Annotated in this window: 13 protein-coding genes; 9 read left to right on the plus strand and 4 right to left on the minus strand. The window is 70.0% G+C overall.

The genetic code is table 11. The annotated features are described in order from the left end of the window. Positions 1–37 precede the first annotated feature (37 nt). The 3 genes from ABH926_RS33735 to ABH926_RS33745 all read right to left on the minus strand — a co-directional run bounded on the left by ABH926_RS33735 (position 38) and on the right by ABH926_RS33745 (position 4,993). Positions 38–2,452 carry a glycoside hydrolase family 65 protein gene (locus ABH926_RS33735; RefSeq protein WP_370369994.1) on the minus strand — a complete coding sequence of 805 codons (2,415 nt, stop codon included), beginning with the start codon at positions 2,450–2,452 and terminating at the stop codon, positions 38–40. Further along, positions 2,449–3,306, minus strand: a complete 858-nt coding sequence (locus tag ABH926_RS33740; protein WP_370369995.1) for an HAD family hydrolase — start codon at positions 3,304–3,306, stop codon at positions 2,449–2,451. The genes ABH926_RS33735 and ABH926_RS33740 overlap by 4 nt, the downstream gene beginning before the upstream one ends. 115 nt (positions 3,307–3,421) lie before the next feature. Then, complete coding sequence (locus ABH926_RS33745) at positions 3,422–4,993, minus strand: FAD-binding protein (RefSeq protein WP_370369996.1); 1,572 nt, start codon at positions 4,991–4,993, stop codon at positions 3,422–3,424. A 189-nt stretch (positions 4,994–5,182) separates the two neighbouring features. Between ABH926_RS33745 and ABH926_RS33750 the strand changes: the two genes are divergently transcribed. Both ABH926_RS33750 and ABH926_RS33755 read left to right on the plus strand, forming a co-directional pair. Beyond that, positions 5,183–6,649 (plus strand): serine/threonine-protein kinase, encoded by a 1,467-nt coding sequence (locus tag ABH926_RS33750; protein WP_370369997.1) that lies wholly within the window; start codon positions 5,183–5,185, stop codon positions 6,647–6,649. Between the two features lie 37 nt (positions 6,650–6,686). Continuing rightward, a complete protein-coding gene (locus ABH926_RS33755; RefSeq protein ID WP_370369998.1) occupies positions 6,687–6,896 on the plus strand; it encodes a DUF2283 domain-containing protein in 210 nt (69 codons plus the stop codon). A 26-nt stretch (positions 6,897–6,922) separates the two neighbouring features. Here ABH926_RS33755 and ABH926_RS33760 read toward each other — a convergent pair whose 3' ends face one another. Then, complete coding sequence (locus ABH926_RS33760) at positions 6,923–9,010, minus strand: alpha-galactosidase (RefSeq protein ID WP_370369999.1); 2,088 nt, start codon at positions 9,008–9,010, stop codon at positions 6,923–6,925. A gap of 170 nt (positions 9,011–9,180) precedes the next feature. Here ABH926_RS33760 and ABH926_RS33765 point away from each other — a divergent pair, with 170 nt between their 5' ends. The 7 genes from ABH926_RS33765 to ABH926_RS33795 all read left to right on the plus strand — a co-directional run bounded on the left by ABH926_RS33765 (position 9,181) and on the right by ABH926_RS33795 (position 22,115). Beyond that, entirely contained in the window at positions 9,181–10,353 is a 1,173-nt protein-coding gene (locus ABH926_RS33765; RefSeq protein WP_370370000.1) for an ROK family protein, read from the plus strand. A gap of 124 nt (positions 10,354–10,477) precedes the next feature. Next, entirely contained in the window at positions 10,478–11,821 is a 1,344-nt protein-coding gene (locus ABH926_RS33770; protein ID WP_370370001.1) for an ABC transporter substrate-binding protein, read from the plus strand. A gap of 41 nt (positions 11,822–11,862) precedes the next feature. Then, the gene (locus ABH926_RS33775) at positions 11,863–12,831 is read left to right on the plus strand and encodes a carbohydrate ABC transporter permease (protein WP_370370002.1); all 969 of its coding nucleotides are present in this window, start codon (positions 11,863–11,865) and stop codon (positions 12,829–12,831) included. Continuing rightward, complete coding sequence (locus ABH926_RS33780) at positions 12,828–13,748, plus strand: carbohydrate ABC transporter permease (RefSeq protein WP_370370003.1); 921 nt, start codon at positions 12,828–12,830, stop codon at positions 13,746–13,748. Before ABH926_RS33775 ends, ABH926_RS33780 begins: the two co-directional genes overlap by 4 nt. 45 nt (positions 13,749–13,793) lie before the next feature. Then, a complete protein-coding gene (locus ABH926_RS33785) occupies positions 13,794–15,596 on the plus strand; it encodes a carbohydrate-binding protein (protein WP_370370004.1) in 1,803 nt (600 codons plus the stop codon). After that, a complete protein-coding gene (locus ABH926_RS33790; protein ID WP_370370005.1) occupies positions 15,593–18,010 on the plus strand; it encodes a glycoside hydrolase N-terminal domain-containing protein in 2,418 nt (805 codons plus the stop codon). Before ABH926_RS33785 ends, ABH926_RS33790 begins: the two co-directional genes overlap by 4 nt. A gap of 19 nt (positions 18,011–18,029) precedes the next feature. Beyond that, positions 18,030–22,115, plus strand: a complete 4,086-nt coding sequence (locus ABH926_RS33795; RefSeq protein WP_370370006.1) for a discoidin domain-containing protein — start codon at positions 18,030–18,032, stop codon at positions 22,113–22,115. The last annotated feature ends 258 nt before the right edge of the window (positions 22,116–22,373 follow it).

The following is a 22,373-nucleotide window of genomic DNA, read 5'->3' on the forward strand; positions in this document are numbered from 1 at the left end:
CTGAGAACCTGCCACAGGCAGCCGCCTCCGCCTCCGCCTAGGCCGGCGACCGCCGCGCACTGGGCCGGTCCGCCTCCCCGACCGGTCCGCCCCCGGCCATGGACTGCGACTCCCGCCGACGCGGCTCGCGCCCCTGCGGCTGGTGCAGCGGGGCGACGGGGGGAATCCTGGCGATCGGCCGGGTGACCGGGGTGTCCTCGGCGAGGGTGATGGGGGAGTCGTGGTGCAGGATCTTCAGGGACGGGCCTTCCAGCAGCCGGTAGGTGACGGTGTCCGCGGTGATCTCCACGCGCAGTCTGCTGCCGTGCAGTGCGAGGTTGACGGCCAGCCGCGTGATGCCCGAGGGCAGGCGCGGCCGGAACGCGAGCGTGTCCTCGCGCTCGCGCATTCCGGCCAGGCCCGCGACCAGAGCGATCCAGGTTCCGGCCAGTGAGGCGACGTGCAGGCCGTCGCGGGTGTTGTGCTCCAGGTCGTCCAGGTCCATGAGGGCGGCCTCGGCCAGGTAGTCCCCGGCCAGTTGCACGTGCCCGACCTCGGCGGCCATCACCGCCTGGATGCAGGCCGACAGCGAGGAGTCCCGGACGGTGAGCGCTTCGTAGTACGCGAAGTTGCGGGCCTTCTGCTCGTCGGTGAAGGCCTCGGAGCGCAGGTACATGGCCAGCACCAGGTCGGCCTGCTTGATGACCTGCTTGCGGTAGAGGTCGAAGTAGGGGAAGTGCAGCAGCAGCGGGTACTGGTCCGGTGCGGTGTCGGCGAAGTCCCAGATCTCGTGCGAGGTGAAGCCTTCGGCCTGGGGGTGGACGCCGAGCAGGTCGTCGTAGGGGATGAAGGTCGCTGCGGCCGCGTCCCGCCAGGAGGCCGCCTCCTCGGCGTCGACGCCGGCTTCCTGCGCCAGGTCGGAGTGGCGCTCGGCCAGCTCGGCGGCCGAGAGCAGATTGTGCTGCGCCATCAGGTTCGTATAGACGTTGTTGTCCGCGATCGCGCTGTACTCGTCGGGCCCGGTGACCCCGTCGATGCGGAACCGGCCTTGGGCGTCATGGTGGCCCAGCGAGCGCCACAGCCGGGCCGTCTCGATGAGCAGGTCCAGCCCGATGGTCTTCTCGAACTCCTCGTCGCCGGTGGCCGCGATGTAGCGGGTCACCGCGTCGGCGATGTCGGCGTTGACATGGAAGGCCGCGGTGCTGGCCGGCCAGTATCCCGAGCACTCGGCGCCGGCGATGGTGCGCCATGGGAAGGCGGCGCCTTTCAGGCCGAGTTGGCTGGCTCGCTCCTTGGCCATCGGCAACGTGTCGCGGCGCCAGCGCAAGGCGTCGGCGGCGGCTCCGGGAACGGTGTATGTCAGCACCGGGAGGACGAAGGTCTCGGTGTCCCAGAAGGTGTGGCCGTCGTATCCGGTGCCGGTCAGCCCCTTGGCCGGGATGGACCTGCCCTGGGCCCGGGCGCCGGCCTGCAGCAGGTGGAACAGCCCGAACCGCACCGCCTGCTGGATCTCGGCGTCGCCCTCGACCTCGACGTCGGCGCGGGCCCAGAAGTCGTCCAGGTAGGACCGCTGCTCCTCGACCAGGCCGTCCCAGCCGGTCCGTGCCGCGGCGGCCAGCGCACCCTCCACCTGGGCCCGTACCGCGGGCTCGGACCGTGCCTGGGACCAGCCGTAGGCCACGTACTTGACCAGCCGTAGACGCTCTCCCGGCTTCAGCACGGCCGTCACGGTGTATCGAGCCAGGTCTTCGAAGCACTCCACGGTCTCGTTCAGCGACGGCGGCGCCTGCACCTCATGGCCCATGGCGGCGGCGAGCCGCAGCCCGCTCACCGCGGTCCGGTGCACCAGCACCGCCCCGGCCGGACGGCTGCTGTGCTCCTCCGGCACCAGCGGCGCCTCCAGGACGGCCGCGGTCCGGGGATCGCCGGTGAAGTGCGGAAGCGTCTCGTTGGCGACGAGTTCGGACTGGACCACCACCCACATCTCGTGTTCGACGGCTTCGATCTCGTAGCTGATCGCCGCGATCGCGCGTTGGGTCAGCGACACCAGCCGCTTCGAGCGCACCTTCACCTTCTTGCCGCCCGGGGACTCCCAGGCGACCCGGCGCTCCAGCAGGCCGGCGCGGAAGTCCAGCACGCGCTCGTGCTCCAGGACACGTCCGTACCGCAGGTCGAACGGCGCGTCGTCGACCAGCAGGCGGATCACCTTGCCGTTGGTGACGTTGATGACGGTCTGGCCGGCCTCCGGGTCGCCGTATCCGGCCTCGGCGTAGGGCAGCGGGTGCGACTCGTAGACCCCGTTGAGGTACGAGCCGGGCAGGCCGTGCGGCTCGCCCTCGTCGAGGTTGCCGCGCCAGCCGATGTGGCCGTTGCCCAGGGCGAAGACCGATTCGCTCTGGCCCAGGACGTCGGGGTCGAACTCGGTCTCGCGCAGGCTCCACGGCTCGACCGCGTAGAACGAGTGGCTGATCATGCCTGGTCGCCTTTGCCGCCCTGGTCGGACCGGTCGCCCTGGTCGGACCGGTCGCCCTGGTCGGCCCGGTCGCCCTGGTCGGCCCGGCCCAGGAGATCGGCCAGGTCGGTCACGACCGTGTCGGCGCCGTGCTTGCGCAGCTCCTCGGCCTGCCCGATCCGGTCCACGCCCACCACGAACCCGAAGTGGCCGTCCCGGCCGGCCTGCACGCCGGCCAGCGCGTCCTCGAACACCGCGGCCTGATCGGGCTCCACACCCAGCTTCTTGGCCGCGGCCAGGTAGGTGTCCGGGGCGGGCTTGCCCGGCAGGTGTTCCTCGGCGACCGTCACGCCGTCGATGCGGACCTCGAACATGTCGGCGATGCCGGCGGCCTCCAGGACGTTTTTGCAGTTGGCGCTGGAGGAGACCACCGCCCGGTGCAGCCCGGCGTCGCGCACGGCCTTCAGGTAGCGGACCGAGCCCGGGTAGACGTGGACGCCGTCGGTCTTGAGCAGGCGCAGGACGATCTCGTTCTTGGCGTTGCCCAGGCCGTTGACCGTCTCGGCGCCCGGCTTGTCGTCGGGGGAGCCCTCCGGCAGCTCGATGTGCCGCGACTCCAGGAAGGAGCGGGTCCCGTCGGCCCTGGTCTTGCCGTCGACGTAGGTGTCGTAGTCCGCCACCGGATCGAAGGGGACGAACGGCCCGGGACGGGAGCGCAGGTAGGCGTCGAACATCTCTTTCCACGCCGCGGCATGGACCTTCGCGGTCTCGGTGAGGACGCCGTCGAGGTCGAACAGGCACGCCCGGATCCGCTCCGGCAGACCGGTCTTCGGGGATACCGCTCCATCGTCCGTGTGCTCTATTCGTCTGTCCATGTTCTCCATTCGTCCACAGCCGACCCGGGTGTGTCGACTCGGCGGGGCCCGGATGTACCGCGTCCGGACCAATCCCGGCCCGATCGGCCCGATCGGCCGGATCGGACCGATCGCCTCACCGCACCGGGATCGACTGCTCGTGATGGAAGACGTCCGTCGGATCCCAGCGCTGCTTCACGGCGACGAGGTTGCGCCGGTTGCGCCGGAAGTTGTCGAGGAAGTAGAGCCACAGCGCGTGGTCGGCGTCGCCCTTGGAGTGGGCGCCGAGGACGTTGTCCGGATAGTTGTAGTACGCGCCGTCGACCGTCCCGGTCGGGTCGTTGGCCGGGTCGGGGGTGCCGCCGTACTCGGCGTAGACCTCTCGGTAGAAGTCGTTGATCCAGCCCAGATGCGCGTCGGCCTGGACGTCGTAGGGCGGCTGGTTCCCCTCGCCGGGGCGCGAGGAGTTGAGCCAGTAGGTCTGATACTGAAGCTTCATGATCGCGCTGCGTTGGGGGACCGCGGTCGCGTCGGGGGCCACGCGGTTGACGGCCCCTCCGTAACTGTCGACCTGCAACAGGCTCTGGCTCATGTCCGCCTCGTCGACGCCCTTCGGGGTCGTGTGCAGCCAGCGGTAGATCGCAGCAGCCTGATTCGGCGGGAAGCCCTTGTTCATGTACGCGGACTTGTACTTGCCGAACTGGTTGGGCCCGGAGCCGTTCATCGTCTGCAACGCCTCGAGATACGTGACGTGCTGCACGCCGTCATCGCCCGGCAGCGCGGTCATCCACCCCGGATGACCGCCCAGGGGCCTGCGCAACGGCGCGGGCTCGACGATCGCCCCGAAGCGCGCCCGCGCCTGCGCGTACCGTTCCTCCACCTGGGCCCGGTGGTCCGCCAGGGTGGCGCCCTCGGAGGACACGGACTGGACGGTCATGCCGATCTGCCCGGCCGACACGTGCGTGAGCTTCAGCAGGCTGAAATCGGTCTCCGGTATGACCTGCACGAAGTCCGTGTAGGAGGCGAGGAAGTTCGTGAACGACGCCGTGTCGAACGACGACCAGTCCCAGGACAGCGTGTAGAGCGAGGCGAACTCCGGCGCGTCGGGCAGCGCGTCGAAGTAGTAGCGCAGGATGACACCGAAGTTGCCGCCCCCGCCGCCTTGCAGCGCCCAGAAGAGGTCACGCTCGTCCGGCGAGACGCTCGTCGCCGCCACATGGTGCAGCTCGGCGCTGTCCGACGCCGCGTTCCACACCACGATGTCGACCCCGGTGAGCAGGTCGACGGTCAGCCCGTGCAGCCGCGACAGGAGCCCGTATCCGCCGCCGGTGATGTGACCCCCGGCGCCGACCGAGTAGCAGCTCCCCGCCGGAAGCGTCTTGTTGTAGGCGTTCAGCAGGGTCCGGTAGACGGTCCAGTTCTCAGCCCCCGCCTCGACGAAGAACGCGCCCCGTTCCTCGTCCCAGCCGACGCGGTTCATCGCGGCCATGTCCACCATGGCCTTGGCCGTGTCGTTGTAGATGAAGTCCTCGTAGCAGTGGCGCCCCGACACGACCTTGACGTCGCGGCCGTAGCGGGAGACGGCTTCGCCGACCTGCGCGACCGCCTCGGCGTCGTTCTGCGGGACGTAGACCGCCTCGAGCTTCGGCGCGAACCAGCGCCGGTTGAAGCCTTGCCGGTCGCTGAGGACGACGGGACGTGAAGCCATGATCCGAGATTCCCACGGACCCCCGGAGCTGCAAGTCGAGGCGGCCGGTCGGGTAACCGGGTACTCGGGACGCGGGCCGGTGTTGGGCCGTCCGGATTAGTACGCTGTCCCATCAGGCTATTGAAACGGGGAGGCGCAGTGGTCTTGGAGGATTCGGCGGCCGGTCGCATGGTCGGTGGCAGGTACCGCTTGATCGCCCAGATCGGCCACGGCGGCATGGGCCGGGTGTGGGAGGCTCAGGACACCCGGCTCGGCCGGACGGTCGCGGTCAAGGAGGTGCTGCTGCCGGCGTTGCCGCCGGCGCAGCAGGAGATCCGGCTCCAGCTGGCGATGCGCGAGGGCCGCAACGCTGCGGCCTTCGCCGACCATCCGCACGTGGTCTCGGTGTACGACGTGATCGAGGAAGACGGCGCACCGTGGATCGTCATGCAGCTGGTCCGGGGGCGATCGCTGCGGCACGTGCTGCGCGATCCGGCCGGTGTCGGCGTGGCCGAAGACCAAGACGTGTCGCCGACCGCGCTGGACGTGTCGCGGGTGAGTCGCATCGCCGCCGCGATGCTCGACGCGCTTCGCGCCATGCACGAGGCCGGGCTGATCCACCGCGACCTCAAGCCGCACAACATCATGCTCGCCGACGACGGCCAGATCCTGCTCACCGACTTCGGGATCGCCAAGTCCGATTCCGACGTCACCGTGACCGTGTCCGGCTCGGTGATGGGCACGATGGCCTACCTCGCGCCCGAACGCGCCGAAGGAGAACCGGGCGGCCCCGCCTCTGACTTGTTCTCCCTCGGGGTGACGCTGTTCGAGGCGGTGGAAGGCTACTCACCCTTCGAGCGCAGGAACAGCAGGACCGGCACTCTCACCGCCCTGCTGACCAAACCGCTTCCGCCGATGGTCAAGGCGGGCCCGCTGGCCCCGCTCATCCAGGCGCTGACTCTGAAGGACCCCGCGCATCGCCCCGACCACGCCCAGGCCCTGGCGCTGCTGGCGGGCGGCGACGCCGACGGCCGGCAGCCACCGGCGCAGGACGATCGGGCCACTGCGGTCCTGCCACCGTCAGGGGCGCCAGGAGGAACACCGCCGATCGGCTCGGGGCAGCGGATGGCGGCGCCCGGGGAATCGGTGACCCTGACCGCCAGCAGCGGTCTGCCCCGGCCGCCGGTGGTCGCCACACCGCAACCCGCACCCGATTCGGGACAGCCCGGAAAACGGAATCGCATGTCGGCCGCGGCCAACGCCTTCGTGGTAGTGGTCGGCATCGGTCTCGCCGCCGGCGGCTATTTCATCAGCGGGTGGTTCGATTCCCATCCGAACGGCAGGGCCTGCACCACGTGGAGCAACGGCGTGCGGGAGGGCCAGGACGCGGTACAGACCCACCAGCAGTACTCCAAGGACCAGGACCTGGCATCGACCGAGCAGGCCATGGCACAGCAGGAGGATCTCCTGGTGACGGCCGGCGCCGGGGCCGCCGCGCAGACCAGCGACAAGACGCTGAAGGCGGACTTCCAGAAATCCGCCTCGGACCACAGCTCGCTTGCCGCGGCCTACCGCGCGATCGCGGCGGGATCCCGCGACTACACCGCCTACACCACCTACATGGGCGCGACCAGTCATGACGACATTCAGATCCAGGCGATCTGCGCCAAGGCCTGACCCCCGTCGCTGGGCCGAGCCCCGGAAGGGACCGAAGATGCGCGTCACGTTCGATACCACGGTAGGTATGGCCTACATCTACATAGACGACGCCACCGCTCCCGGAGCAGCGGTGCGGCAGGTCACCGTCGACGATGACACCGGTGCTGTGCTCGACTTCGACGCCGATGGGCGGTTGCTGGGTATTGAGCTGCCCATCGAGCGGGTGCACCCCGATCTGTCGGCCATGGCCGAGCAGATCGGATAAGCCCCCAGACCGCGTCTCGCGATCCGCTACACCCGCCGCAGATGCATCACCGTACTGGCGTAATCCCCCTCCGGCAGATCGAGTCCGAGCCCGGCGCGCGCCGTCGCACCGCTTATGCGTACGCCCCGATCGACGTCGTGGTACTCCCCGGCGGCGTCGAGCGCCGTCAGGCGCACCGTGGGGCGCGGTAGCCCGGCTCCGGTCTGCGGGCGCCAGGCGATGAGCACGTGCTCATCGCCGTCGGCCGATGCGTAGTGCACCGCCGTCGTGTGACCTTCGGTCGCAGGCCTGTACAGCGAGCCGTGTTGCACGATGCCGCGGATGCGTTTGTACACCGCGACCAGGTCGGCGGCCTCGGTCAGCTCCTCCTTGCTCCACTCGGTCAGTTTGCCGCCGATGCCGAGGGCGCCGGCCATGGAGACGTGGAACCGGAACCGCAGGGGGGTGCTGCGGCCGGTCGCGATGTTCGGGCTGTCGGTGATCCAGGCGGCCATGACCTGCGCGGGGAAGAACTGGCTGAAGCCGTTCTGGATGGCCAGGCGGTCCACCGGGTCGGTGTTGTCCGAGGTCCAGATCTGGTCGGTGCGGGCCAGGACGCCGGCGTCGGCGCGGCCGCCGCCGCCGGCGCATGCCTCGATGCGCAGGTGCGGGTGGTCGGCGCGCAGGCGGTCCATGATGCGGTAGACGGCGCGGGTGTGGTCGATCCACAGCCGGTCGGGGTCGGGGTCGCCCGGCCGGCCGGCGTCGGTGACGGCCCGGTTGGCGTCCCATTTCAGGAAGTCGATGCCGTTGTCGCGGACGAGCCGGTCCAGCCAGTCGTGGGCCCACCGTTCGACCTCGGGCCGGCCGTAGTCGAGCATCAGCTGCTGGCGCAGTTCGGTCGCGTCGCGGTGCGGCGTGTGCACCACCCAGCCGGGGTGCTCGCGGAACAGGTCGCTGTCGGCGTTGACCATCTCGGGTTCGACCCAGAGGCCGAACCGCATGCCGAGCTGGTGCACCTTCTCCACGAGCGGCCCGAGGCCCTGGGGGAACGCGCCGGGGTGGGGCCGCCAGTCGCCCAGGCCCGCGGTGTCGTCGCGGCGGCCGCCGAACCAGCCGTCGTCGAGTACGAACAACTCGACGCCCAGCTGTGCGGCGGCTTCGGCCAGCCGCAGCTGTCCGGCCTCGTCGACGGCGAAGCCGGTCGCCTCCCAGGAGTTGTAGATCACCGGCCGGTCCTCGGCCGGCGTCGGGATGACGTACCGGCGCAGGTAGTCGTGCCAGGCCCGGGCGGCGCCGCCGAACCCGCCGGTGGTGTGCAGCCCGGCGAAGACCGGGGTGTCAAGGCTCTGACCCGGCCCCAGAGTCCAGGTCAGTCCCTCGTGGCCGAGCCCGCCGGTGAAGGCGACCCGGTCGGTGGGGTCGCGGTGCAGGGCGATCCGCCAGCTGCCGCTCCAGGCCAGCGCCGCGCTCCAGACCGGGCCGTGCTCCTGCCCGGCGGTGCCGTCGTCGACGGCCAGCCAGGGGTTGGCGTGGTGGCTGGTGAGTCCGCGGCGGCTGGTGAACACGGTCTCGGCGACCGGCACCGGGGTCCGGCGCAGCTGGAACTCCTGGTTCCAGGTGCCGACCAGGTGGCTCACCCGGTAGTCGGGAAGCTGCGGGAGGGTCCAGGCCGCGGAGTCCAGGCGGCCGACGGTGACCGGTTCGCCGCCGTCGTTGGTCAGGACGGTCCAGCGCTCGATGACGTCGGTGTCCGGACGCACCCGGTAGTGCAGCTCGGCGCGCAGCGGATAACGGCGGTCGCGCAGCCGGATCACCAGATGCCCGCCGTCGATCTCGTGGCCGGCGGTGCCCCACTGCGCGCCGCGGGTGCCGTCGGCGAACCGGACCTGCAGGCCCGCCGGGCCGAAGCGGGCGCCGGTCTCGATGCCGAGCTCGTCGGCCGCGCCGTCGCCGTCGAAGCTGTTGGTGAGCGCGGGCCGCGGGGTGGCCTCGACGGCCTCGTGGGTGCCCCATGCGACGTGCCGGGGGCTGCCGTCGGGATCCTCGCGGATCATGTAGCGGGTGTGGGGTGTGGTCAGCAGCCAGCTGCCGCGTGCGGGGTCGTAGGTCACGGATTGCTGGGGAACACGCACAGGTCAACCTCATCAGGCAGGCCGAAGGCAGAACGAAGGGCGGAGCGACAGGGTGATCATCGACAGGGCGATGGATCACAACGATGGGGCCGCGGGCTGTGAGCGTAGGGCGGCCCGGAGCCGGAAATCAATACTTGACGAAAGAAATTAATCGGCGTTACGTTTCCGCCGTGCTTCCGAACAGATCACCCCAGCCGCTGGCCGCCACTCCGGCCGCGACCGCCGTGCTGGCCATGGTCCTGACCGAGGGCCCGCTCAGCCGGGTCGATCTGGCCCGGCGGCTCGGCATCTCCTCGGCCGCCGTCACCAAGGCCGCCCGGCCCTTCCTCGACGACGGCTACCTGCACGAACTGGACTCCGAACGGACCGCGCCCGGCGCCGGCCGTCCGGTGAGCCCGCTGGCGATCACCCCCGACCGGGAGTTCGTCCTCGGGGTCAAGGTCACCGCCGACGAGGTGATCGGCGTGGTCTGCGATCTGAAGGCGCGGATCCGGACCTCGGCGCACCGCGCGCTGCCGGACTGCGAGCCGGCGACCGTCCTGGACACCCTCACCGTCCTGGCCGGCGAACTGCTGGACTCCGATCCGGAGGTGCGGGCCAAGACGCGCCGCATGGGCCTGGCCGTCTCCGGCGACGTGGACCAGGCCGAAGGGCTGGTCCGGCTGTCCCCGCTGCTCGGCTGGGAGAACGTGGACCTGGCCGGCCCGGTGGGCGAGGCCACCGGGCTGGCCGTGATGGTCCAGAACGATGTCAAAGCGCTCACAGTCGCCGAGCACTGGTTCGGCGACGGCGTGGGCACCGACGACTTCACCCTGGTCACCGTGGGCGCCGGCATCGGCTGCGGCATCGTCACCGGCGGCCGTCTGCTCTCCGGCGCGTACGGGGTGGCCGGCGAGGTCGGCCACATCTGCGTCGACGCCTCGGGACCGGTCTGCCACTGCGGCGCCCGGGGCTGTGTGGAGGCGATCGCCGCCACCGAGGCGATCGTCGGCCGGGCCCGGGCGCTGACCGGGCGCGACGGCCTCACCTTCACTGAGGCCGCCGAGCTCGCCCGGTCCGGCTCGGCCGAGGTGCGCGCCCTGTTCTCCGAGGCGGGCACCGCGATCGGCCTGGGCATCACCGCCGTGGTCAACCTGATCGGCCCGGAGCGGATCGTGGTCTCCGGGGAGGGCCTGGACGCCTACGACCTGTTCGAGACCGAGATCCGCGAGGCGTACGCCACCCACGCCTTCGGCGCCGCGGCCCGGTGCCAGCTCACTATCAGGCCGCTGCCCTTCGAGGAATGGGCCCGCGGCGCCGCCGCGGTCGGCATCCAGTCGCTGTTCGCACCGGCTCACCGCTAGCCGTATCGGCACGGGCGGCCCGGCACGGCACGGGCGAAAACCACACATCACACACGCACCACGGGGACCCGCTCGCCGAGCGGGTGACCTCTCGTACCCGCATTCCCTCATTCAGGAGGACGTCATGTCCCGTGGATCAAGCGCTTCACCCACCGGTCGCGCAGACGGCATAGGCCGCCGTAGCCTGCTGCGCGGCGCGATAGGCGGCGCGGGCCTGCTGCTGGCCGCCCCCGCCCTCGACGCCTGTGCCAAGAGCACCGCCTCGGCCTCCTCCGGCAGCGGCGGTGGCGCCGGCAACCAGGTGACGTTCGGCTCCGACGGCTCCGACCCCACGCCGCGCAAGGCGTACGGTGCCCTCACCAGCGCGTTCACCACCGCCAGCGGCATGCAGGTCCGCACCAACGTCCTGGACCACAACAGCTTCGCCCAGCAGATCACCGCCTACCTCCAGGGCACCCCGGAGGACGTGGTCACCTGGTTCGCCGGCTACCGGATGCAGTTCTTCGCGCAGAAGAACCTGCTGCGCCCCATCGACGACGTCTGGGACACCATCGGTGCCAACTTCTCCGACGCGGCGAAGAAGCTGAGCCTGGGCCTGGATGGCAAGGCCTACTTCGTCCCGCTCTACAACTACCCGTGGGGCGTCTTCTACCGAAAGAGCCTGTTCCAGGCCAAGGGCTACCAGCCGGCGGCCGACTGGGACAGTTTCGTCGCGCTGTGCGGCCAGATGCAGAAGGACGGCCTGTCCCCGCTGGCGGCCGGCTTCGGCGGCGGCGACTCCTGGACGAACCTGGGCACCTTCGACTATCTCAACCTGCGTATCAACGGCTACGACTTCCACATGCAGCTGATGGGCGGCAAGGTCTCCTGGTCCGACCCCCGCCTGAACGCCGTGATGGACCACTGGCGGCAGATCGCGGCGTTCAACCAGGCCGGCGCCTCGGGCCGCAAGTGGCAGGACGCGGCGCAGTCGGTGTTCGACAAGAAGTCCGGGATGACGGTCACCGGCCTGTTCATGGGCCAGGCCATCACCGACGAGACGCTGCGCGACGACATGGACTTCTTCCCCTTCCCGGCCATCGACCCGACCCACGGCCAGGACGCCGTCGAGGCGCCCACCGACGGGTTCGTCCTGAGCGCCAAGGCCAAGCACGCCGACGCCGCCAAGAAGATGCTCGAGTGGATCGGCACCCCGGCCGCTGAAACGGTTTACGCCGGCGTCGACCCGAGCAACGTCGGGGCCAGTACGAAGGCTGATGCCGGCAAGTACAACGCGCTCCAGCAGAAGTCGGCGCAGCTGATCGCCTCGGCGAAGTACATCACCCAGTTCGGCGACCGGGACAGCGACCCCGGCTTCATCTCCGCCGTGGTCGAGCCCGGATTCGCGCAGTGGCTCGCCTCGCCGGACGACGGCGCCTCGACGCTGAAGAAGATCGAGTCGCAGCGCTCGCAGTACTTCACGTCCTGATGGTGCTCCGGCGAGCGGACTGAGATGGAAAGGGGAGTGGCATGGCCCTCACAGCTGATGTGACCGGCAAGAACGCCAAGGCCAAGGCACCACGGCGCGGCTCGCGCATGCGGGTGTTCTCGCTCGGGGACAAGGCGTTCCTCGCGGTGCTGATCGGGGTGCCGCTGCTCGCGCTGCTCGCCTTCGTCTGGCTTCCGGCGCTGGCCTCGGTGGGGATCTCCTTCACCCAGTGGGACGGCATCGGGTTGTCCTCGATCCACTGGGTCGGCCTGCAGAACTACAAGAACATCTTCACGAACTACCCGCCGTTCTGGCCGGCCGTGGAGCACAACATCATCTGGATGGTGTTCACCGCGCTGGTGCCGACCCCGGCCGGCATCTTCCTGGCCTACCAGCTCGATCGCAAGATCCGGTTCAGCCGGGTCTACCAGATGGCCATCTTCGCGCCGGTGGTGCTGTCCACGGCCGTCGTCGGGTTCATCTGGGAGATCATCTACGACCCGGACCACGGGCTGCTCAACAGCGCGCTGGGGACCAACAACCCCAGCGGCAAGCACTACATCGACTGGCTCGGCGATCCGCACCTGAACCTGTGGGCGGTGCTGGTGGCCTCCGCCTGGCGGCACACCGGCTATGTGATGATCATGTACCTGGCCGGGCTGAAGAGCGTGGACCCCTCGTTGCGCGAGGCCGCCGCGATCGACGGCGCCAACGGCCGGCAGACCTTCCTGCGGGTGATCGTGCCGGCGATGAAGCCGATCAACGTGACGATCATCGTGATCACGGTGATGGAGTCGCTGCGCGCCTTCGACATGGTCTACGTGCTCTCCGGCAACAACGGCAGCAAACAGGGCATGGAGCTGCTGTCCCTGCTGATCACCAACAACACCGTCGGCGAGTCGCCCCGTCCCGGGTACGGCTCGGCGCTGGCCACCGTGCTGCTGGTGGTGTCGCTGGCCGCGATCGTCACCTTCCTCGTGCAGAACTTCCGGAAGGAGCGCCAGGCATGAGCACCACCACCGCGACCGACCTGCCGAGGACGGCGGCCCCGGCGCGCCGGGCGCCGGCCGGCAGCCGCAAGCCGCGCGGGATCGGGCGGCACGTGTTCCTGGCCGCCGTCTCCATCGGCTGGCTCATCCCGCTGCTGTGGGCGCTGTTCACCTCGCTGCGGTCCTACTCCGACACCGCCGAACACGGCTATCTGAGCTGGCCGCACGGGTTGAGCTTCGACAACTTCAGCACGGCCTTCGACTCCTCCGGGATGCCGCACTTCTTCTGGAACAGTCTGCTGATCACCGTCCCGGCGGTGCTGCTGACGCTGCTGTTCGCCTCGGCCGTGGCGTTCTTCGTCTCCCGGTTCGACTTCCGGTTCAACATCGCGCTGCTGATGCTGTTCACCGCCGGGAACCTGCTGCCGGCCCAGGTGATCATCACCCCGCTGTACAAGCTCTACCTCCAGCTGCCGCTGCCGGGCTTCCTGAGCGGATCAGGGTACTTCTACGACTCGGCGTTCGGCGTCATCACCATTCACGTCGCCTACCAGTGCGGGTTCTGCGTCTTCGTGCTCAGCAACTACATGCGCACGATCCCGAAGGAGATCAGCGAGGCGGCGCTGGTGGACGGCGCGCCGGTGTGGCGGCAGTACTTCCAGATCATCCTGCCGCTGTGCCGGCCGGCGTTCGCCGCGCTGGCCACGCTGGAATCCATCTGGATCTACAACGACTTCTTCTGGTCGCTGATCCTCATGGAGACCGGGGACAAGCGTCCGGTCACCTCGGCCCTGGCCGGGTTGTCCGGCGAGTACTTCACCAATCCCAACCTCATCGCCGCCGGGGCCTTGATGACCTGCGTCCCGACGCTGGCCGTCTACCTGGTCCTGCAGCGCCACTTCGTGGGCGGCCTGACCATCGGGGCGAGCAAGACCTGAGCTGTTCCGTTTCGTCGTACGCGGGGGTCACCGGAGGGAATCAGTATGCTTACACGTATCAGACGGCCGCGTCGCGCGGCCGTGCTCGCGGCCCTGCTCGGCACGCTGCCGGCGCTCGGCCTGATCCAGCTCCCGGCCGCCGCGGGCGCGTCCAAGGGGGCCGGGGACGGCGGCATCACCGCCGCCAAGCCCTACCTGGGCTGGAGCAGTTGGAGCCTGGAGTCCACCACCGCTCCCGGCGTCAACGCCGCCGGCCAGGGCGGCTCGCTCACCGAGGCCGAGGTCCTGGCCAACGCCGACGTCATGGCCGCCAAGCTGAAGTCGCACGGCTACACCTACGTCAACATCGACGCCGGCTGGTGGATGGACGACAAGTGGAAGACCGAGTACGACGGCAACGGCATCCCGAAGCCGGACCCGACGCGCTTCCCCGACGGCATGAAGGCGGTCGGCGACCACGTCCACAAGGAGGGCCTCAAGCTCGGCCTCTACCTGCCGGTCGGGCTGGAGATCGCCGACTACCAGGCCGGGAACTTCCCGATCGCCGGCGCGCCGCAGTGCCACACCCATGACATCGTCTACCCCGACCTGCGCACCACCAACGGCTGGGACAGCGCCTACAAGATCGACTTCTCCAACCCCTGCGCGCAGAAGTTCGTCGACTCCGAAGCCAACCGCATGGCCTCCTGGGGCATGGACTTCCTGAAGATGGACGGCGTCGGGCCGGGTTCCTGGAAGAGCGGCAACAATTACGACAACACCGCGGACGTCGCCGCCTGGTCCCAGGCTCTGAAGAAGACCGGCCGGAACATCCAGTACGTCCTGTCCTGGTCGCTGGACCACGCGCATGTGGCGACCTGGCAGCAGTACTCCAACGGCTGGCGGATCGACACCGACGTCGAGTGCTACTGCAACACCCTGGTGACGTGGCAGAACTCGGTGGTGGGCCGCTGGAACGACGTCATCCCGTGGATCGCCGACGCCGGTCCCGGCGGCTGGAACAACCTGGACTCCCTGGACGTCGGCGTCGGCTCGATGGACGGCCTCACCGACGACGAGCGCCAGAGCTACATGACGTTCTGGGCGATGCAGTCCGCGCCGCTGTACACCGGCGACGACCTGACCAAGCTCGACGACTACGGCCTTTCGCTGCTCGGCAACGACGAGGTGATCGCCGTCGACCAGGCCGGACACCCGGCGCGGCCGCTGACGCAGGACAGCGACCAGCAGGTCTGGTACAGCCGCAACTCCGACGGCTCGCTGAACGTGGCGCTGTTCAACCTCGGCACCGCGCCGGCGACCATCAGCGCCCCGTTCGCCTCGCTGGGCATCGGTGCCGGCGGTTCGGCGACGGTGCGGGACCTGTGGGCGCACCAGAGCCTGGGCACCATGTCCGGCCAGTTCTCCGCGACCCTGCCGGCGCACGGCTCGCGGCTGCTGAAGCTCGTCCCGGCCGGCGGCAGCCTGGTCTCCTATGAGGCCGAGTCGCCGGCCAACGTCCTGTCCGGCGGCGCGGCCGTCTCCGGCTGCACCGGCTGCTCCGGATCGCAGAAGGTCGGCAGCCTCGGGCACGAGGGCGCCCTGACGTTCACCGGCGTGCAGGCGGCGAAGGCGGGCACCCGCACCGTCACCGTGGTCTACGACGACGGCGACACCAACGGCCGCCCGTTCACCTACAGCGTCAACGGCGGAGCGCAGACCACGATCCAGGCCCCCGGCACCGGCGGCTGGAACACCGTCGGGACCCTGACGATCTCGGTGCCGCTGCGCGCCGGATCCAACATCATCACCTTCACCGGCCCCGACGCGAACACCTACTCGCCCGACATCGACCGGATCATGCTGTGACGTCAACCGATCTGGTGCTGGCGTGGCCTCGACCGGCGAACAGCCGGTTCGAGGCCGCGCCGGTCGGGAACGGCCGGCTGGCCGCCGCGGTCTTCGGCGGCCTGCGGCTCGGCCACTGGCAGATCAACGACTCCACGGTCTGGTCCGGCACCCCTTCGACGCCGGCCGAGGGGCTGGCCGAGGTTCTGGGCGCCGGCGCCGGGCCGGACCGGCTTCAGGAAGTACGTTCGGCGATCCGGGCGCAGGACTACCGGCGCGCCGAACAGCTGCTGATGTCCTTCGAAGGCCGGTACAGCCAGGAGTACCTGCCGTTCGTCGACCTGTGGATGTCGCTGGACGGCGAGGGCGAATACCTGGGCCGGACGCTCAACCTCGACGACGGCGTCGTCGCCGAGGAGATGGTCCTGGACGACGGCCGGCGGATCATTCGGCGGACCTGGGCGAGCCGGCCGGCCGGTGCGCTGTGCGTCCTGCTCGAAGTCGAAGACGGCACCGTCGACATCGACCTCGAACTCACGTCCGAGCTGCGCATCGTGCAGCGCACCGGTCTGAGCCTCGCCGTCGAGATCCCCGTCGATGGCGCCCCGACCCACGAACCCAGCGCCGAACCGCACCGCTACGCCGACGGCCCCGTCGGCAGCTACGACCCCTACGCCGTGGCCGCGATGGCCATCGACACCGACGGCGATGTGCACGTGGCCGACGGCGTCGCGCGCGTGACCGGGCTGTCCCGGCTGCTGCTCGTGCTGACCAGCTCGACCAGCGGCGCCGACTTCTGGTCGGGCAACGGACCGGTGTCCCGCGAAGGACACCGCGACCGCGCGGCACGCAACGCCCAGGCGGCACTGCGGCTCGGGGCCGACCATCTGCTGCACGAGCACGAACGCGACCTGCGTGCCCTGCTCGGCGGCATGGAACTGACGATCGGCGCGCGCCGGGCCGGGACGTTCGACGTGGCCGAGGAGGTGTTGTCCGGCAAGGACGAGCACCTGACGGCGACCGTGATCGTCCAGCTCGGGCGCTACCTGCTGGCCTCGGCGTCCCGGCCCGGCGGCGGACCCCCGCCGACCTTGCAGGGCATCTGGAACTCCGAGCTCAGCCCGCCGTGGTCGTCGAACTACACCCTGAACATCAACATCGAGATGAACTACTGGGGCGCCGAGCCGGCCGGGCTCGGCGCGTGCCACGACCCCCTGTTCCGGCTGATCGAACGGCTGTCGGAGACCGGGGCGCCGGTCGCGCGGCAGCTTTATGACGCGCGCGGCTGGCTGGCCCACCACAACACCGACATGTGGGGCTGGGCGCTGCCGGTCGGGATGGGCCACGGCAGCCCGTCGTGGGCGATCTGGATGATGGGCGGCGTCTGGCTGACCCAGCATCTGTGGGAGCACTTCGAGTTCAATCAGGACATTGAGTTCCTGCGCCAGCGCGCCTGGCCGCTGATGCGCGGCTGTGCGCAGTTCTGCCTGGACTGGCTGGTGGAGGGCCCGGACGGGCTGCTCGACACGATCCCGTCCACCTCGCCGGAGAACCTGTTCCTCTCGCGCGAGGGCACGACCGAATCCCTGTCGGTCTCCACGGCGATGGACACGGCCCTGATCCGGGCGCTGTTCGTCCGCTCTCTGGCGGCGGCGGAGCTGATCGGCATCGAGGATCCGGTGTGCGCCGAGATCAGGGCCGCGCTGCACCGGCTGCGCCCGCCGCGCCTGACCGCCGACGGCCGGCTGCTGGAGTGGGGCGAGGACCACGTCGAGCAGGACCCGCACCACCGGCACGTCTCGCACCTGGTCGGCGTCTACCCGCTGGACCAGACCGATCCGGACCGGACGCCGGAGCTGGCCGAGGCGGCGCGGGCCACGCTGGAGCGCCGCGGGCCCGGAGCGATGGGCTGGTCCTGGTCCTGGAAGATCGCGCTGCGGGCCCGGCTGCGCGACGCATCCGTCGCCCGCGAGCTGCTGCTGGAGGCCACCCGGCCGTTCTCCGGTGATCCGCACCTGCCGGGCCCGGTCACCGGCACGGAGTGGGGCGGGCTGCTGCCCAACCTGTTCAGCACCCACCCGCCGTTCCAGATGGACGGGAACTACGGCCTGATGGCGGCGGTGGTGGAGATGCTGGTGCAGAGCCACGGCGGGGTCATCAGGGTCCTGCCGGCGCTGCCGGACCAGTGGCCCGACGGCATGTGCCGCGGCGTCCGCTGTCGGGGCGGACTGGCTGTGGACCTCGCGTGGAGCGACGGTCGGCTCACCGCGTTGACGGTGCACCGGCTGCACGGCGCCGACGGTCCGGTTCAGCTCGAATACCGAGGCCGGCGAAGCGAAATCCAGCTGGCCCGTGGTTCCTCGGTGGATCTCGGTGCCTTGATGGACCTCGGTGCAGGCCACGTCGGTCGACTGCCTCAGCACACAGATTCTTGAGATTGGACAAACGACTGTCATGGCAGGACCGGCGAATCAGCCCCTTCATTCCTCGCGGCGCAGCATTCTGGCAGCCGGATCGACGCTGCTGGCCAGCATCGCCGCGGACCTCACCTTCCCCGGCGTCGGCTTCGCCGCCGAGCCGGCGGGTGCGGCCGGCCGGCCCTCGACGCCGGGCGAACTGGCGTTGTACCGGCCGGTCGAGGTCTCCTCGACGGACTACGCCGCCACCCCCGCGGAGTTCGCGGTCGACAAGGTGACCCGGGCCGGGGTCAGGGGCACCGGATGGCGGGCCGCCGACGGCGATCCGCAGTGGATATCGGTGGACCTGCAGGCGGTGTGCCAGGTGACTGCCGTCCACCTGACGTTCGAGGCGGCGGCCGGCGATCCGGTGTTCGTCAAGCCGACCTCGGGCAACCCGTGGGACGGGACCACCGGGCAGGAGATCCTGTCCAGCTACGCGGTGGCCTTCACCGTCGAGGTCTCCACGGACAAGAGCTCGTGGACGAGCGTGTATCAGGCCACGTCGGGTACCGGCGGCGCGGTGGCGATCGACCTCGCGGCCCCGGTCGCGGCGCGCTGGGTGCGCCTGACCTCGACCCGGCGCTCCGACGCGAATCCGGTCGGGCTCAACGGTTTCGAGGTGTACGGCACCGCGCCGGGCCCGCGTCCGGCCGTCACCGGATGGACGGACTGGGGCACGCACGACCACCGGCCGCCCGCGCTCACCGTGGCCGCCGACGGCACCGTGCCGCTGGAATCCGGTTGGGTGCTGACGCTGGACGACTGGGCGCCGGCCGGCGGCGACGGGACCGCGTTGTCCCGGCCGACCGTGGACACCGGCGCGTGGCTGCCGGCCACCGTGCCCGGCACCGTCCTGGCCTCCCTGGTCGACCAGGGGCACCTCCCGGACCCTGTCGCAGGGTTCGACAACCTGCACATCCCCGAGGCGCTGTCCCGGCATTCCTGGTGGTACAAGCGCGATTTCGCCCTGCCCCGCGCGCTGGCCGCCGGCCCCGGACGCCGGATCTGGCTGGAGTTCGACGGCGTCAACCACCACGCCGACGTGTTCCTCAACGGGGCGCAGGTCGGCAGCCTCACCTATCCGTTCGCGCGTGCCGCGATCGACGTGACCTCGCACCTGGTTCCCGGTGAGCAGTCGGTCGCGGTGAAGATCACGCCGATGCCGTTCCCCGGCAGCCCCGGCGACAAGGGCCCGGCGGGGCAGTCGTGGGTGGACGCCGGCGCGCCGATGATGAATCAGAACTCGCCGACGTACCTGGCGGCCTCCGGCTGGGACTGGATGCCCGCGGTGCGCGACCGGGTCAGCGGTATCTGGAACCATGTGCGGCTGCGCTCGACCGGGGATGTGGTGATCGGCGACCCGCGCGTCGATACGGCGTTGCCGAAGCTGCCCGATACTTCTGCCGCCGCGGTGACCATTGTGGTGCCGGTCCGCAACGCTGCGTCGAGCGCTGTGAGCGCGACCGTGACAGCGTCCTTCGATGCCGTCAAAGTCACCCAGACCGTCACCGTACCCGCTGGTCAGAGCCTTGATGTGGTCTTCGCGCCGGCGCAGTTCGCGCAGCTGAACCTGAGCAGTCCCAAGCTGTGGTGGCCGAACGGCTACGGCGAGGCGCACCTGAACCACCTGAGTCTGGCCGTCACCGTCGGCGGCCAGACCAGCGACCAGCGCACCACCCGCTTCGGCATCCGGCAGTTCGACTACGAGTACAAGACGCCGCTGGAGTTCGTCGCGACCGGCGATGCCTACACCCAGAGCGTGAACCTCGGCGCACAGCAGGCGCGGTACGTCCGGATCAACTGCCGGACGCGGGCCACCGGATGGGGCTTCTCCATCTGGACGCTGGCCGTCACCGACAGCGCCGCGCCCGGCACCGACCTGGCGCTGCACCAGCCGGTCACGGCCTCGACGCAGGACCCTTCAAACCCGGCGGCGAACGTCACCGACGGCAACGCCGGCACACGCTGGTCCTCGGACTACGCGGACGACCAGTGGATCCAGGTCGACCTCGGTGCCTCGGTGTCCTTCGACCACGTCGCGATCACCTGGGAGCAGGCCTACGCGAGCACGTACTCCGTACAGATCTCCGCCGACGGCTCGACGTGGACCGACGCGGGCAGCGTGGACAACACGGTGATCCCGCTGCCGTTCAACGGGGGAGACGCGAGCCTGGACGTCGAGACGTTCGCCGCGGCTTCCGGCCGCTTCGTGCGGATCAGCTGCGGCGTGCGCCAGACCAGCTGGGGCAACTCGCTGTGGACCCTGTCGGTCATCGACAGCGCCACCCCCGGCACCGATTTGGCGCTGCACCAGCCGGTCACCGCCTCGACGCAGGACCCTTCCAATCCCGCCGCCAATGCCACCGACGGCAACAGCGGCAGCCGCTGGTCCTCGGACTACGCCGACGACCAGTGGATCCAGGTCGACCTCGGAGCCACGCGCGGCTTCGACAAGGTGGCGATCCTGTGGGAGCAGGCGTATCCGAAGACGTACGTGATCCAGGTCTCCGACGACGGCTCGGCCTGGACGGACGTGAAGACGGTCGGCCTGGCCCCGGAGTCGCTGAAGATCAGCGTCAACGGTGTCCGGGTCCTGTGCCGCGGCGGGAACTGGGGCTGGGACGAACTGCTGCGCCGCATGCCCGCCGAGCGCATGGACGCGGCACTGCGCATGCACCGCGACATGAACTTCACGATGGTCCGCAACTGGGTCGCCGCCAGCAACCGTGAGGAGTTCTACGAGGCCTGCGACGCCTTCGGGCTGCTGGTCTGGAACGACTTCCCCAACGCCTGGGGGATGGACCCGCCGGGCCACGGCGCGTTCAACACGCTCGCCGCGGACACCGTCTTGCGCTACCGCATCCACCCGAGCGTGGCCGTCTGGTGCGGCGCCAACGAGGGCAACCCGCCCCAGGCCGTCGACGACGGCATGCGCGCCGCCGTGACCACCGGCGCACCCGGCATCCTGTACCAGAGCAACTCGGCCGGCGGGAACATCACCGGCGGCGGCCCGTACTACTGGGTCGACCCCGCGAGCTACTTCGACCCGGCCACCTACGGCAGCCACAGCTTCGGTTTCCACACCGAAATCGGCATGCCGGTGGTCCCCACCGCCCAGAGCCTGAAGGCCATGGCCGGCGACCAGCCCGCCTGGCCCATCGGCGGACCCTGGTACTACCACGACTGGAGCGAGCACGGGAACCAGGCGCCTTCGGTGTACCAGGGCGCCATCGAGGCCCGGTTGCAGGCCTCCGACACCCTGGAGGACTTCGCCCGCAAAGCCCAGTTCGTCAACTACGAGAACGCCCGCGCGATGTTCGAGGCCTGGAACGCGAACCTGTGGGCGGACGCCAGCGGCCTGATGCTGTGGATGTCGCACCCGGCCTGGCACAGCACGGTGTGGCAGACGTACGACTACGACTTCGACGTCAACGGCATGTACTACGGCGCGCGCACCGGCTGCGAACCGGTCCACGTCCAGGCCGACCCGGTGAACTGGCAGGTCATCGCACTCAACCACACGCCGGGCGCGCTGACCGGGGCAACGGTCTCGGCGCGGCTGTTCACCTTGTCGGGCAGTCAGATCGGGCCGGTGCAGACCAGTACGGTCAACGTCGCCGCGGCGAGCAGTGCGAAGGCCTTCGCCCTGCCGTGGACCGACGCGCTGCCCGACCTGCACCTGCTGCGCCTGACACTGCGAACCGCCTCCGGCGGCACACTGTCGGAGAACACGTACTGGCGCTACCGTGCGCCCTCGGCCATGCAGGCCCTGAACACGATGCCGCGCACGCGCATCACGGCGTCCCTCGGCCGCATCACCGCCACCCCCGATGGCCGCCGCCACGCCACGGCGACCATCGGCAACCACGGCTCGGCTGTCGCGGCCATGGTCCGGCTGTCGCTGCTGAACCGCGCCACTGGCGACCGGATCCTTCCCACGCTCTACGACGACAACTACATATGGCTGCTGCCCGGCGAGACCCGCACGCTCGGCGTCTCCTTCCCGGCCGACGCCCTGCCCTCAGGCGCGCCGGAACTGCATGTGGAGGGGTACAACACGGCTGCGGTCACCGCAGGCTGATGATGGGCAGGTGGCCGCCAGCCGCTAGGGGTGTGGCGGCCACCTGTCGGCGCGGGTCCTGCCGCCACGCCGGAAAATCACTCGCGCTTCAGGACGCTCCGGGTTCGAATCCCGGTGAGTCCACCGAAGTAGTCTCATTCACACCACCGACCAGACGGATGTCCGTCTGGTCGGTGGTTTTCAGCTGAGCTCGACGCGTCCTCAGGACTGCCAGCTTTTTGCCAGCGGGCACTGCGAGGTTGGTTCGGTCGCTGAACT

The sequence above is a fragment of the Catenulispora sp. GP43 genome (genome assembly GCF_041260665.1).
GTDB lineage: Bacteria > Actinomycetota > Actinomycetes > Streptomycetales > Catenulisporaceae > Catenulispora.

Excerpts from the sequence above, each read along its gene's own strand:
- ABH926_RS33795 (WP_370370006.1), top strand. The coding sequence starts at position 18,030 with ATGGCAGGACCGGCGAATCAGCCCCTTCATTCCTCGCGGCGCAGCATT.
- ABH926_RS33785 (WP_370370004.1), top strand. The coding sequence starts at position 13,794 with ATGCTTACACGTATCAGACGGCCGCGTCGCGCGGCCGTGCTCGCGGCC.
- ABH926_RS33755 (WP_370369998.1), top strand. The coding sequence starts at position 6,687 with ATGCGCGTCACGTTCGATACCACGGTAGGTATGGCCTACATCTACATA.
- ABH926_RS33735 (WP_370369994.1), bottom strand. The coding sequence starts at position 2,452 with ATGATCAGCCACTCGTTCTACGCGGTCGAGCCGTGGAGCCTGCGCGAG.
- ABH926_RS33780 (WP_370370003.1), top strand. The coding sequence starts at position 12,828 with ATGAGCACCACCACCGCGACCGACCTGCCGAGGACGGCGGCCCCGGCG.
- ABH926_RS33770 (WP_370370001.1), top strand. The coding sequence starts at position 10,478 with ATGTCCCGTGGATCAAGCGCTTCACCCACCGGTCGCGCAGACGGCATA.
- ABH926_RS33745 (WP_370369996.1), bottom strand. The coding sequence starts at position 4,993 with ATGGCTTCACGTCCCGTCGTCCTCAGCGACCGGCAAGGCTTCAACCGG.
- ABH926_RS33775 (WP_370370002.1), top strand. The coding sequence starts at position 11,863 with ATGGCCCTCACAGCTGATGTGACCGGCAAGAACGCCAAGGCCAAGGCA.
- ABH926_RS33740 (WP_370369995.1), bottom strand. The coding sequence starts at position 3,306 with ATGGACAGACGAATAGAGCACACGGACGATGGAGCGGTATCCCCGAAG.